Source organism: Amycolatopsis sp. NBC_01480, assembly GCF_036227205.1.
GTDB lineage: Bacteria > Actinomycetota > Actinomycetes > Mycobacteriales > Pseudonocardiaceae > Amycolatopsis.
Genome location: NZ_CP109442.1, coordinates 6,438,359 through 6,450,853, shown reverse-complemented (window position 1 = coordinate 6,450,853; position 12,495 = coordinate 6,438,359). Strand labels below are relative to the sequence as shown.

The following is a 12,495-nucleotide window of genomic DNA, read 5'->3' as shown; positions in this document are numbered from 1 at the left end:
AGCGGATGGCGGCCTCGCCGTTCACCTTCTTCCGCGGCGCGGCCGGGCTGATGGCGGCGGACCTCGCGGGCACGCCGTCGTCCGGCCTGGCCGCCCAGCTCTGCGGCGACGCGCACGCGGCCAACTTCGGGCTGTACGGCACGCCCGAGGGCCGGATCGTGATGGACATCAACGACTTCGACGAGACCGTGGCCGGCCCGTGGGAGTGGGACCTCAAGCGGCTGGCGGCCAGCCTGGTGCTCGCCGGGCGCGAGGGCGGCATCGGCGAACCGGGCTGTCGCGAGGCGGCCGAGGACGCGGTGAAGTCCTATCGCCGCACCATCCGGGCGCTGGCGGAGTTGCCGTATTTGGAGTCGTGGAACGCGCTGCCGGACGCGTCCGTGCTGTCGAAGGCACGGGCGGACGAGCTGATCGAGGACTTCGCGGACGCGGAGAAGAAGGCCCGGCGCAATACCAGCGCGAAGGTCGTCGCCAAGTGGACCCAGCAAGTTGACGACCACGAGACCGGTTTGGCGCGACACCGTTTCGTCGAAGACCCGCCGGTGCTGACCCATGTGGACGATGCCACCGCGGCCGCGGTGGCCGGCGGCTTGGTGTCCTATGTGGACACCCTGCGCGAGTCGCGGCGGACGCTGGCCGCGCGGTACCGGATCGCCGACGTCGCGTTCCGGGTGGTCGGCACCGGCAGCGTCGGCCTGCGCAGCTACGTCGTGCTGCTGCACGGGAACGACGAGGAAGACCTGGTGCTGCAAGTGAAACAGGCCAGCCCTCGGCGCTGGCCGCGCACCTCGGCGTGCCCGCGCCGGAGCACGAGGGCCGCCGCATCGTCGAGGGCGCCCGGCTCGTGCAGGCGGAGTCGGACATCCTGCTGGGCTGGACCACCATCGACGACGTGCCGTTCATCGTGCGCCAGTTCCGCAACCTCAAGGGCGCCATCGACCCGGCCGCCCTGCGCGAAAACCACCTCGACGACTACGGCCGCCTCGCCGGCGCCCTGCTGGCCCGCGCCCACACCCGTTCCCTGCACCCGCAACTACTGGCGGGCTACTTCGCCGACGACGAGCACCTCGAGGAGGCGATCGGCGCGTACGCGGTGCGTTACGCCGACCGCACCGAGGCCGACCACGCCGAGTTCACCAGCTGAGGCCGGCTCCCGGACCGTTTTGGCTGGGGTCAGCTCAGTGCAGTGAATGACGCTTCCGCTGCACTGAGCGAGGCCAAAGCGTCATCCGCTGCACCGAGGGCAGCCGTTGTCCTCCCGTCGACCGCGAAGCCAGCCTTTCCCAGACCGTGCGACTCAAACCAGCTCGACGACGTCGTCCGCGCAGCCCCAGGCCAAAGTGACACCCGCGCCGCCATGGCCGTAGTCGTGCACGACGTTGCCGACCCGCTCCAGGCGGACCGACGGGCGTCCCGGCCGGAGGCCCGCGCGGGTGCCGAGCACGGCGGCGTCCGCGAGCGCCGGGACCAGTGAACGGCACCGGCGCACGATGGCCGCCGCCACGGCCGGGTCGGGGTCGAGGTCACCGCGGCCGATTTCCTCGGTGCCGCCGCAGATCACGTGGCGGCCGTGCGGGATCACGTACGTCACCTCGTCGCCCTCGACCACGACGGTCCACGAGGTCAGGCCCGGGTCGGCCAGGTGCACGAGCTGGCCGCGCACCGGCACCAGCGTGTCGTCGCCGGCCAGCGCGGCCGCGCCGAGCCCGGCGGCGTTGACGACCACGTCCGCGTCCACCTCCGTCAGCGACGCCACCGCGGCATACTCCGTCTTCACACCCAGCGCGGCCACCTGCTCCGCGAGCCACGCGAGGTACACCGGCATGTCCACCAGCGCCGTGGTGAAGCCGAGCCGGTCGCCGTCGCGGGTCACGTCCGTCATGGCCGACAGCCACGGCGGGCCAGGCTGATCCGCCCCCAGGGTGATCGAGCCGGGCAGGAACCGGATGCCCGGCGCCGCCAGCGAACGCCGGTACACCCCGACGGTCGCTTCAGTCCACCGCATCACGCGCTCGTCCACCTGCGCCACCGGCGGGTAGATCAGCCCTCCGGCCACCGCCGACGTGGACTCGTCCGGCCGCCCCGCCGTGCGCACCGTGACCCGATGTCCCGCTTCGGCCAGCCGATACGCGCTGCTGAGCCCGGCGATACCGCCCCCGACCACGGTGACCCGCATACCGCTCCCTCCACCCGTTCCCCCGCATGGTGGCCGAACCCGGGCCGGTTCGGCCACCCGCCATCCGCGTACGCCGCCCGGTCAGCGGCCCGAAGCCTGGGCCGCCGGCGCGGCCAGCCCGGCCAGGTGCCGCAGCGAGTTTTCCAGGTGCTCGGGGCCGAACGGCGGGAACTGGATGAACTCCCGGCGGAAGTCCGGGACCGCCGACCAGTCGTAGCCGAGCTTGACCTCGGTCTCGGCCGGGCCGAGCGGCTCCAGGTCGTACCGCCAGACCCAGCCGCCGAACTCCGGTTCGCCGCCGTCGCTCTGCGACCCGGTCAGCCAGCCGATGGCGCGCGGCGCGTCGAACACCACGACCTTGTTGATCACCTGGTAGTCACCGTCTGGGTGGGCGGTGTGGTACATGTCCATCCGGAACAGCTGGCCTGCCTCGGTGAGCGGCGCGCGGTCGACGGGCTCCCGCAGCCAGCCGGTGCCGTCGATCGCGACGTGGGCTGTCGGATCCGCCAGCACGGCGAACACCCGCTCGACGGGCACGGCGAGAGTCAGGGTCGCGCTCAGATATTCAGTGGCCATGGTAAATCTCCTCCGTCGACGGGACGGCGTCCCGGTCCTGCCTTGACGACGAACGACATCGCGGATTTCGACAGCCCGGACTTCGGTATTTCGCGAACGGAGGGAACATGAGCCGCCGCATCCTCACCGTGGTGGCGCTCGCCTGCGCGCTGGCCGCACTGGCGCTCGGCCTCGTCTTCGCGGGCGGCCGCTCCCCCAGCGGGCTGGACTCCGCCGCCGCGTCCGGAGTCAGCGGCCTCGGCCACGACCTGCTGGACGTGCTCGTGCTGCCGACCGAGCCGTACGTGCTGCTGCCCGCCATCGCGGTCATCGCCGGGATCTGCCTGTACCGCCGCCGGAAAACCGACGCGCTGCTGGCCGTGGCGGGCCCGGCGGTGGCGGTCGCGCTGAACACCTGGGTGCTCAAGCCGCTGTTCGACCGCTGGAAGGACGGCACGCTGGTCTACCCGAGCGGGCACACGGTCAGCCTGGTCACCGTGCTCGTGGTGCTGGTCCTGCTCGCCCGGTGGAAAACCGCCGCCGCCGTGGCCGGCGTGGTGCTGCTGGGCTGCGCCGCGATCGGCATGATCGGCCTCGGCTACCACTACCTCACGGACATCGCCGGCGGCACGTTCTTCGGCACCGCCGTGGTGACCGGATTGCGCGCCGTCGTCACACCGCGTCGCGCGCCAGCGCCGTCAGACGGCTGACCGCGCGGAGGTACTTCTTGCGGTAGCCGCCGTTCACCATCTCCTCGGTGAACAGCTCCGGCAGCGGCACCCCCGACACCATCACCGGGATCGCGCGGTCGTAGAGCCGGTCGGCGAAAGCGACGAGGCGCAGGCCCACGTTCTGGTCCGGCGCCGGCTTCACCTGCCGCAGGTGCACCCGCCGGACGCCGTCGAGCAGCTTCCCGTACCGCGAGGGGTGCAGCTTGGCCAGGTGCTCCACCAAGGCGTCGAAATCGTCCAAAGTGGACCCTTCGTGCGCGTCGGCGGAGGCTTCCAGCTCCTCGTCGCTGACCGGCGGCGGCGCGTCGGGCAGGCCGCGGTGGCGGTAGTCGGGCCCGTCCACGCGCACCACCCCGAACCGCTGGGACAGCGCCTGGATCTCACGCAGGAAGTCCTCGGCGGCGAACCGGCCCTCGCCGAGCTTGTCCGGCAGCGTGTTGGACGTCGCGGCGATGTGCACGCCCGCGTTCATCAGCTCCTGCAACAGCCGGCTGACCAGCGTGGTGTCGCCGGGATCGTCCAGCTCGAACTCGTCGATCGCCAGCAGCCGGTGCTCCGAAAGCCGCCGCACGGCCTCAGCGAAGCCCAGCGCGCCCACCAAGTGGGTCAGCTCCACGAAGGTGCCGTACGCCTTGGGCGAAGGCGCTTCGTGCCAAGCGGACGCGAGCAGGTGGGTCTTGCCGACGCCGAAGCCGCCGTCGAGATAGAGGCCCATCTTCCCGACTGGCTCGGGGATCCCGCCGCCGAACAGCGAGCGCAGCCGCGACTTGCGCGCGGGCCGCTCGCCGATCCCCCGCGCGAACGCCGAGCAGGCCTCGACCGCGGCGGCCTGGCTGGGCTCGTCGGGATTGGGCACGTAGGTGCTGAACCGCGCGCGGCCGAACCGCGGCGGCGGCACCAGGGACTCGATCAGCTCGTCGGCCCCGAGCTCGGGAAACCGGTCGGTCAGGGCGGCTGCGGGCATGGTCGCAGAGCCTAGCCACCGCGTTCACCCGGGCGTGCGAGGTGGGCGGACATGCGTATCCCCCGGTCGGGGGCGGTTCCGGGGCCATGCTGGGATAGCTGGTGTGCGGAGCGTGTGGCCACCATCACCGGGCGGGAGCGGGGGAACCCCGCCGCTGTCCGACGACGACCTGGAGCGGGTCTACGGGTATCCCGAACCGCTCACGGGCTCGTTCGTCCAGGTCAACTTCGTCGCGTCGGCCGACGGGGCCGCGGCCGTGGACGAGCTTTCCGCCGGCCTCTCGCACCCGGCCGACAAGCGCGTGTTCCTGCTCGCCCGCAACCTCGCCGACGTGGTGCTGGTCGGCGCCGGCACCGCCCGCGCCGAGGACTACCGCGGCGCCCGGTCGAACCCCGACCGGGCCGCCCGACGCGCACGCCTCGGCTTGGCCCCGACGCTGCCGATCGCCGTCGTCACGCGATCGGGCGCGCTCGACCCCGGGAGCCGGCTTTTCACGGACACGGCCGTGCCGCCGATCGTCGTCACCACCACGAAGGCCGACACCGGAGCGCTCGCCGAAGCCGGCGCCAGTGTCCTCACGGCCGGTGAGGACGACGTGGACCTGCCGCGCGCGCTCGCGATGCTGGCCGAACGCGGCCTCCGACGCGTGGACTGCGAAGGCGGGCCCGCGCTGTTCGGCGCGCTCGCCGCCGCGGACCGGGTGGACCAGCTGTGCCTCACCGTCGCGCCGCTGCTCACCGGGGGCGGCGCCGGCCGGATCGCGGCGGGCCCGGCCGTCTCGCCGCCGCGGCGCCTCGACCTCGCGTCGATCCTGGTCGAGGACGGTTTCACGCTGCTGCGCTACCGGCGGGCCACGGGCTGATGCCGGCCGAGGAGGACGGCGACGCCACCCTCGCCGACCGCGCCGCGGCGGGTGACCACGCGGCGTTCGACACGCTCGTGCGGCGGCACACGCCGATGATGTACCGGGTGGCGCTGCGCATCACCGGCGGCTCGGCCGAGGCCGAGGACGTGGTCCAGGAAGCCTGGCTCGCGGCCTGGCGGGCGCTGCCGGCGTTCCGGCACCAGTCCTCGGTGTCGACCTGGCTGTACCGGGTGGTCACCAACGGCGCGCTCGCGCTGCTGCGCCGTCGCCGCCCCACCGTGTCGCTCGACGACGTGCACCCGGCCCCGGAGGGCCGCCGGCGGTCCACTTTGGACGGTGCACTGGTCGCCGAGGCGACGCCGGAGCGGCAGGTGGTGCGCGCGGAGCAGGTGGACGCCGTGCTGCGCGCGATCTCCCGGCTCGAGGTGTCCCAGCGCGTCCCGCTGGTGTTGCGCGAGCTGGAGGGACTGAGCTACGAGGAGGTGGCCGAGGTGCTCGAAGTCAGCGTCCCCGCCTTGCGCGCGCGGCTCCACCGGGCCAGGGTGGCGCTGCTCGGCCAGTTGAGGGAGCGACGATGACGGACCAGGGCCCCGGCCCGGCGGATCCCGAGCGGGACCCCCACTGGGAGCTGGTGCGCGCGGCCGCGCGGCGCCGGGTCCCGACGCCCCCCGGGCTCGTCGAGCGGGTGCTGCGCTCGGTGAGCGGAGTGCGCGGCCGCCGCGGTGCGCCGCCGATCCCGCTGCCGTCCGAGGGCGGCTCGCTGTCGGTCTCGGAGACCGTGGTGGTCCAGCTCGCGCGGGCCGTCGCCGCCGAGGTGGCCGAGGCCGCGGACGGCGTGCACGTGTCGGCCGTCGCCCTCGACGACGGGGAGCTGCAGGTGCTCGCGACCGTCCGCTTCGGCGTCGCCGCGGACGAGGCCGCCGAGCTGCTGCGGGGCCGGGTCACCGAGGAGCTGCAACGGCAGCTGGGCTCCCCGCCGCCGACGGTGAACGTGCACGTGGTCGACGTCCACCCGGACTGAATTCCTCCGTTCGGGTGACCCACCGTGAGGATTCCGCCGGTTGGGACATCGTAGGGGTGGGCAAACTTTCAGAGCCGGGACTCCGGCCGCAGGACTCCAACCGCAGGACCGAGGGAGCGAACTCCATGGCGCAGCCGAGCCCGAACCGGCCCGACGTCCCCGGCCGGGTCACCCCGACCCCGCTGAACGAGGACACCACCGCGGGCCGCACCACGATCTCGTCGCTGGTGGTGCAGAAGGTCGCCGGGCTCGCCGCCCGAGAGGTCGCCGGCGTGCACGCGCTGGGCAGCGGCGTCTCGCGCGCGTTCGGTGCCCTGCGCGAACGGATCCCGGGCTCGGGCACCACCTCCACCTCGGGCGTCTCGGTGGAGGTGGGCGAGAAGCAGACGGCGATCGACCTCGACCTGGTCGTGGAGTACGGCGCGCGGATCGTCGAGGTGGCCCGCGCGGTGCGGCGCAACGTGATCAGGGCCGTCGAAGAGATCACCGCGCTCGAGGTGATCGAGGTGAACATCGCGGTCAACGACATCCACCTGCCCGGCGAGGACGACGACGCGCCGGAGTCCTCCCGCGTCGAGTAGCGGGACCGCGCGCTGTACACAGTGGACACCCCGGTCGGCCAGAAGTCTTCGCACCCCAGGAGGAAACGTTGAACGCCACCCAGACCGGCCTGCTCGCCGGGCTCATCCTCGGTCTCGCCGCCACGCAGAGCTTCACCGCCTTCCTGGTGACGCTGGCGGTCGGCATCATCGGGCTGGTCGTCGGGCGCGTCCTCGACGGCGAGCTGGACCTCGGGGACGTGTTCGGCGGCAAGGGCCGGGACAAGTGACCGGGCACCTCGCCGAGGTCGATCTGCCCCGCGGCGAGCTCGCCGAGCCCGAAGAGCGCGGCACGCTCAGCATCGCCCACGCCGTGGTGCGCAAGGTCGCGCAGCACGCCGCGGACCAGGTGCCCGGCACGGTCCTGGCCGAGCACCGCGTCGCCGGGCTCACCACCGGCCGCTCGGGCGCCGGGGTGAAGGTCGGCGGCCAGGACAACGACGTCGACCTCGCGCTGGATCTGGCGCTGCGCTACCCCGGCCCGGTGCGGTCGGTGACCGGCGACGTCCGCGCGAAGGTGACCGAAGAGGTCGAGCGGATCACCGCGTACCACGTGCGCTCGATCGCGGTGACGGTCTCGGCGCTGCTGCCCGACGCCCGGCCGCGGGTGCAGTGATGCGCGTTCTGGTCCGGCTGCTGTCCACAGTGCTCGCGCTGGTGCTCGCCGGCTGCGGGGCGCTGCTCGCGCTGGAAGTCGGCTGGCACTGGTGGAAGCCGCAGAGCGCGCCGCTGCTCGTGCCGTGGCCGCGCTGGCGCGAAGACCTGGCCGGGCTCGACTGGACCGCGACGCCCGTGCGCATCACCGCCGCGGTGGTGCTCGTCGCCGGGCTGCTGTTAGTGCTCTTCTCCCTCAGCGCGGGCAGCCGCGCGGTGCGGATGACCGACCCGGCCGACGGGATCTCCGTGAGCACGTCGCCGCGCTCGCTGGCCCGGATGGTCGGGCTCGCCGTGCGCGCGCAGGACAACGTCAGCGGCGCGAGCGTGACGGCCAGCGCCCGCCGCGTCCGCGTGCGCGCCTCCAGCCGTCTCGAAGACGAAGCACAGCTGCGGCCGCGCCTGCTCGAGACGGTCGGCAGCGTGCTGGACGACGTCCCGCTGGTGCGCCGGCCGAAGGTGACCGTGGTCGTCGACTCGCCGAAGGACCGCCGATGACCGGGGTGACCACATGAGCACTTCCGCCGCCCGCCGCGCCTTGGGCCGTTCGTACGGCGCCGAGCGCACGCTCACCCTGATCATCGGGCTGGTCGCGGTGCTCGCGGGCGCCGCCGCGCTGATGGTCGGGCTGGGCTGGCTCGGCCGGTTCCGCGGGCACCGCTCGCTGGTCGACCCGATGGCCGTCCGCTGGCTCGGCGACCACGCCCTGTACGCGCGGATCGGCGCGGTGGTGCTCGGCGTCCTGCTGCTGGTGCTGGGCCTGTGGTGGTTCTTCCGCTCGCTGCGCCCGGAGCCGCGGCCCGACCTGCAGCTCGACGAGACGCCGGGCGCGGAGCTGACCGTCACCTCGGCCGCGATCGCCGACGCGGTGCAGGCCGACGCCGAGGACATCGCGGGCGTCACCCGGGCGCGGGCGCGTGCCGTCGGCACCAAGGCCGAGCCGGCGCTGCGCGTGACGCTGTGGTTGAGCGAGGACACCGACGTCCGCCGGGTCTGGTCCGACCTGGACACGTACGTGCTCACGCGGGCCCGGGAGTCGCTCGGGCTGGACGTGCTGCCGACTGCCGTCCGGCTCGAACTGGACACGGCGGGCCCGGCACGCGTGCGCTGACGGGCGTTCTGTGCGCAGAATGCCCGCATGGCCCTCCCCGTGCTGGCACCGATCAAGCCCATGCTCGCGAAGCCCGCGAAGGCGATCCCGGACTCGGGCGGGCTGCTGTTCGAGCCCAAGTGGGACGGCTTCCGCTGCCTCGTCTTCCGCGACGGCGACGAGCTGACTCTCCAGTCGCGCGCGGAGAAGCCGCTCAACCGGTACTTCCCCGAGGTGGTCGCGCGGCTCCTGGAAACACTGCCGGACCAGGTCGTGCTCGACGGCGAGCTGGTGGTCGCCCGCGACGGGAAGCTCGACTTCGACGCGCTCACCGAGCGCATCCACCCAGCCGACAGCCGCGTTCAGCTGCTGGCCAAGGAATCCCCCGCCGAGTTCGTCGCGTTCGACGTGCTGGCGCTGGGCGCGGAGTCCTTCGTGGACGAACCGACCTCGGCCCGCCGCGCGCGCCTGGAGAAGCTCGCCGGCGAGGGCTTCCACCTGACCCCGGCGACCACGGACCCGGACACCGCGCGGCACTGGTTCGAGCTGTTCGAGGGCGCCGGGCTCGACGGCGTGATCGGGAAGCCGCTCGGCGAGCCGTACACCCCGGGCAAGCGGGTCCTGTTCAAGTACAAGCATTCGCGCACGGCCGACTGCGTGCTGGCCGGGCTGCGCTGGCACGTGGACGGCGCGCCGGGCGAGGCCGTCGGGTCGTTCCTGCTCGGGCTGTACGACGGCGACGGGCTGCTGCACCACGTCGGTGTGGTCGGCTCGTTCCCGGCCGCGAGGCGGCGCGAGCTGGCGACCGAACTGGCGCCGCTGGTCACCGACGGCGAGGGGCACCCGTGGCTCGGCGACGCCGTGCGCGAGGGCCAGCGGATCCCCGGCGGGATCACGCGCTGGCGGTCGAAGGAGCAGCCGTGGGTGCCGCTCCGGCTGGAGCGGGTCGTCGAGGTGTCGTACGAGCACACCGAAGGCGGGGACCCCGCGCGGTTCCGGCACACCGCGCAGTTCGCCCGCTGGCGCCCGGACCGCGAGCCCTCGTCGTGCGGCTACGCGCAGCTGGAGGAGCCCGCGCGCTACGACCTGTCCGCGGTGTTCCGCGGCGAGGTCGTGCGGACCCGCTGAACCACTCGTGAGTGTTCATGACGGTTCTAACCGTCGTAGCCACTCACGAGGCCGGACCCGCTAACTTCCGCCCCACACCCGGCGTGCCAAGCTCGACCGGGAGTTCGCCCGAGTAGACGTGAGGACCAGCCTGTGCGCCGCCGTTCCACCCGCCGTTCCCGCCTGCGCGCCCGGCTGGCGGTCGTGGCGCTGGGGGCGCTGACCCTCGCGGGCTGCACCACCGGCCCGTCGGTGCGCCCGGCCGTGGTGGAGAACGACGGCAAGGCCATCCAGCCCGCGGCGCCGAGTTCGGCCCCGGTGCCGCTGCCCCCGCTTTCGGAGCCGCAGTCCCCGACGCTGCGCTGGACCGACTGCGACGACGACACCCGCGCCCGGATGGGCCAGCCGGCCGTGCCCGCGTCGCTGCACTTCAGCTGCGCGCGGATGAACGCGCCGCTCGACGCGCCCGACGACACCCAGCACCTGCTGGCGCGGATCCTGGTGCTGAAGGCGGGCACCGGCCCGATCCCGCTGGTGGTGGTCAACGACGTCGGCGGCGACCCCGGCTCGCTGTTCGCCGCGCGGCTCGCGGCGCAGCTGCCGCCCGCGTTCCTGCAGAAGTTCACCCTGATCGGCCTGGACCGCCGCGGCACCGGGCTGTCCGGCGGTGTGCAGTGCGTGCCGCCCGAGGCCCGGGACGCGCTGCTGGGCGCGGATCCCGCGCAGGGCGGCCTCGGCAACGTGCTGGACGCCGCGCGCCGGGCCGGCCAGCAGTGCGCGATCGACCTGGACACCGCGCAGACCGCGCTGGACAGCTGGCGCACCGCGGGCGACCTCGATGAGCTTCGCCGTGAGCTGGGCCTGGACAAGCTGAGCGCCCTGGGCCGCGGCGACGGTTCGAAGGTGCTGTCGGAGTACGCGGTGCGCTTCCCCGGCCAGGTCGGCCGCATGGTGCTGGACGGTCTGCCCGACCCGGGTGCGGACCGCGCGGCTGTGTTGGACACCGTGGCCGCGGGCGCGCAGGGCACTTTGGACGCGTTCGGCGCGGACTGTGCCGCGCGCGGCTGCTCGATGGGCGACCCGAAGGCCGCGCTGACAGCCGTGACCGACCGCCTCCGCGCCGCCCCGGCATCCACCCCCGACGGCGTGGTCCTGAGCCCCGGCATCGCGATGTACGGCGTCTACCTGGGCCTGGCGGACCGTTCCCGCTGGCCCGCCCTGGCCGACGCGATCGCCGCCGCCCGCACCGGCGACGTCACCGCCCTCGAGTCCTTCGCCTCCCCCATGCTGACCGACGACGACAACGACCCGTCCCGCATCGGCGGCACCATGGCCACCCGCTGCAACGACGCCGCCACCCGCCTGCCCGCCGACCAGATCGACAAGGTGGCCCAGGGCATGCGCGCGAAGTACCCCCAATTCGGCGCCTTGGTAGCCCAGGAACTCGCTTGGTGCGGCGCCTGGCCGGTCCGCCGCGAGCCCCTCCCAGCCGCCGGCGCCCCCGGCGTCCCACCGATCCTGGTCGCCGCCACCACCACCGACCCGGTCACGCCCGGCCAGGGCACCAGCCGCGCCGCAGACCAGATGCCCAGCGCCGTAACCGTCACCTGGCAAGGCACCGGCCACGGCGCCGTAGGCCTGAGTCCCTGCGTCACAGCCGCCGCCCAATCTTTCCTGATCGACGGCAAAGTCCCCACCGACGGCACCCTCTGCCCGGCCTAACTAACCGCCCCCCAGCAACGCGCCCCGGCAACGCCACCCCGCCCCAGCCGCAACCAGGCCTCCCCGCAACCCGATCCGAAGCCAAAACACGGCGCTGGCCAGGTTGCCAAGGCATCTTTCCCGCCTTGACAACCTGGCCAGCGCCGTAGTCACAATCCAGCTTCGGGTTGCCCCCACTACTCCGCTTCTGGCTGCGCCCTCACTACCCCGCTTCGGGCTCTCCCCGAGCTACTCCGGCCCTACTGCCGATACCCCTCAACCTCTCCCACCGGCCGCACCTGCGCCCCCTCCGGATCCTCGTCAAACTCGACCCGAGCCCGCCGCTGCCGAAGCAAATCCCAGCATTGGTCCAGCTCCTGCTCCACCCCGCTGAGCCGCTCCCGGTCCTCCCCGGAGAGCCCGACCCCGACCGACCGGGACCGCAGCTCGTGCTCTTCAGCGATGAGCTGGTCGATCCGGCCCATGATCCCGCTGTCCGCCATGGTTCCTCCTTGCCCCGGCCCGCCGAGCGGCCGGGCCTCGATCCTGAGAGGTCAAGACGCTACCTCGCGCGCGGGAATTCCCGCCGCGCGTCGTCCGTTGGAGAGGGCATGAGCACAGTTGAGCTGACCACCGCCAACTTCGACCAGACCGTGAGCGACCACGAGTTCGTCCTGATCGACTTCTGGGCGAGCTGGTGCGGCCCGTGCCGCCAGTTCGCGCCGGTGTACGAGACGGCGTCGGAGAAACACGAGGACATCGTGTTCACGAAGGTCGACACCGAGGCCGAGCAGCAGCTCGCCGCCGCGTTCGACATCCGGTCGATCCCGACGCTCGCGGTGATCCGCGACAAGACCCTGATCTACGCGCAGCCGGGCGCGCTGCCCGCGGCCGCGCTGGAGGACATCATCCGCCAGGCCCGCGAGGTCGACATGGACGAGGTCAAGAAGGCCGCGGCCGAGCAGGAAGCGCAGGCCTGACCCAGTACTGACCGGGGACGTGAGAACGCCCCCTCACCCGTCGGGGAAGCGG

16 protein-coding genes and 1 pseudogene are annotated in these 12,495 nt (G+C 73.2%); 13 read left to right on the top strand and 4 right to left on the bottom strand.

The features are described 5' to 3' along the window. Positions 1-5 precede the first annotated feature (5 nt). Positions 6-1,144 (top strand): annotated as a pseudogene (locus OG371_RS30875) (DUF2252 domain-containing protein). A gap of 153 nt (positions 1,145-1,297) precedes the next feature. On the opposite strand, the gene OG371_RS30870 reads toward OG371_RS30875, so the two are convergent. Together OG371_RS30870 and OG371_RS30865 are read right to left on the bottom strand one after the other, a co-directional pair. After that, on the bottom strand, positions 1,298-2,176 hold the full coding sequence (locus tag OG371_RS30870; protein WP_329058958.1) for an NAD(P)/FAD-dependent oxidoreductase: 879 nt from the start codon (positions 2,174-2,176) through the stop codon (positions 1,298-1,300). 81 nt (positions 2,177-2,257) lie between these two features. After that, positions 2,258-2,752 (bottom strand): polyketide cyclase, encoded by a 495-nt coding sequence (locus OG371_RS30865; RefSeq protein WP_329058957.1) that lies wholly within the window; start codon positions 2,750-2,752, stop codon positions 2,258-2,260. A 107-nt stretch (positions 2,753-2,859) separates the two neighbouring features. Here OG371_RS30865 and OG371_RS30860 point away from each other — a divergent pair, with 107 nt between their 5' ends. Next, positions 2,860-3,441: a phosphatase PAP2 family protein gene (locus OG371_RS30860; protein WP_329058955.1), complete on the top strand. Its 582-nt coding sequence runs from the start codon at positions 2,860-2,862 to the stop codon at positions 3,439-3,441. On the opposite strand, the gene zapE is transcribed toward OG371_RS30860, so the two are convergent. After that, positions 3,404-4,426 (bottom strand): cell division protein ZapE, encoded by a 1,023-nt coding sequence (zapE, locus tag OG371_RS30855; RefSeq protein WP_329058954.1) that lies wholly within the window; start codon positions 4,424-4,426, stop codon positions 3,404-3,406. The genes OG371_RS30860 and zapE overlap by 38 nt on opposite strands. A 103-nt stretch (positions 4,427-4,529) precedes the next feature. On the opposite strand from zapE, the gene OG371_RS30850 reads away from it, so the two are divergent. The 10 genes from OG371_RS30850 to OG371_RS30805 all read left to right on the top strand — a co-directional run bounded on the left by OG371_RS30850 (position 4,530) and on the right by OG371_RS30805 (position 11,484). Further along, positions 4,530-5,288, top strand: coding sequence for a pyrimidine reductase family protein (locus OG371_RS30850; RefSeq protein WP_442876007.1), 759 nt, complete (start codon positions 4,530-4,532; stop codon positions 5,286-5,288). Then, the gene (locus OG371_RS30845) at positions 5,288-5,869 is read left to right on the top strand and encodes an RNA polymerase sigma factor (RefSeq protein ID WP_329058953.1); all 582 of its coding nucleotides are present in this window, start codon (positions 5,288-5,290) and stop codon (positions 5,867-5,869) included. The genes OG371_RS30850 and OG371_RS30845 overlap by 1 nt, the downstream gene beginning before the upstream one ends. Continuing rightward, the gene (locus OG371_RS30840) at positions 5,866-6,312 is read left to right on the top strand and encodes a hypothetical protein (RefSeq protein ID WP_329058952.1); all 447 of its coding nucleotides are present in this window, start codon (positions 5,866-5,868) and stop codon (positions 6,310-6,312) included. Before OG371_RS30845 ends, OG371_RS30840 begins: the two co-directional genes overlap by 4 nt. A 125-nt stretch (positions 6,313-6,437) precedes the next feature. Further along, positions 6,438-6,893 (top strand): Asp23/Gls24 family envelope stress response protein, encoded by a 456-nt coding sequence (locus tag OG371_RS30835; protein ID WP_329058951.1) that lies wholly within the window; start codon positions 6,438-6,440, stop codon positions 6,891-6,893. A 68-nt stretch (positions 6,894-6,961) separates the two neighbouring features. Continuing rightward, entirely contained in the window at positions 6,962-7,141 is a 180-nt protein-coding gene (locus tag OG371_RS30830) for a hypothetical protein (RefSeq protein ID WP_329058950.1), read from the top strand. Further along, positions 7,138-7,527 carry an Asp23/Gls24 family envelope stress response protein gene (locus OG371_RS30825; protein WP_329058949.1) on the top strand — a complete coding sequence of 130 codons (390 nt, stop codon included), beginning with the start codon at positions 7,138-7,140 and terminating at the stop codon, positions 7,525-7,527. Before OG371_RS30830 ends, OG371_RS30825 begins: the two co-directional genes overlap by 4 nt. Continuing rightward, positions 7,527-8,063: a DUF6286 domain-containing protein gene (locus OG371_RS30820; RefSeq protein ID WP_329058948.1), complete on the top strand. Its 537-nt coding sequence runs from the start codon at positions 7,527-7,529 to the stop codon at positions 8,061-8,063. The genes OG371_RS30825 and OG371_RS30820 overlap by 1 nt, the downstream gene beginning before the upstream one ends. A gap of 13 nt (positions 8,064-8,076) precedes the next feature. Beyond that, a complete protein-coding gene (gene amaP, locus OG371_RS30815; protein ID WP_329058947.1) occupies positions 8,077-8,676 on the top strand; it encodes an alkaline shock response membrane anchor protein AmaP in 600 nt (199 codons plus the stop codon). A 27-nt stretch (positions 8,677-8,703) separates the two neighbouring features. After that, positions 8,704-9,783: an ATP-dependent DNA ligase gene (locus OG371_RS30810; protein ID WP_329058946.1), complete on the top strand. Its 1,080-nt coding sequence runs from the start codon at positions 8,704-8,706 to the stop codon at positions 9,781-9,783. Positions 9,784-9,915: 132 nt separating this feature from the next. Beyond that, positions 9,916-11,484, top strand: a complete 1,569-nt coding sequence (locus OG371_RS30805; protein WP_329058945.1) for an alpha/beta hydrolase — start codon at positions 9,916-9,918, stop codon at positions 11,482-11,484. Positions 11,485-11,723: 239 nt separating this feature from the next. Here OG371_RS30805 and OG371_RS30800 read toward each other — a convergent pair whose 3' ends face one another. Further along, positions 11,724-11,966 (bottom strand): DUF2630 family protein, encoded by a 243-nt coding sequence (locus OG371_RS30800; protein WP_329058944.1) that lies wholly within the window; start codon positions 11,964-11,966, stop codon positions 11,724-11,726. A gap of 108 nt (positions 11,967-12,074) precedes the next feature. Here OG371_RS30800 and trxA point away from each other — a divergent pair, with 108 nt between their 5' ends. Then, positions 12,075-12,443 (top strand): thioredoxin, encoded by a 369-nt coding sequence (gene trxA / locus OG371_RS30795; protein WP_091618657.1) that lies wholly within the window; start codon positions 12,075-12,077, stop codon positions 12,441-12,443. Positions 12,444-12,495 lie beyond the last annotated feature (52 nt).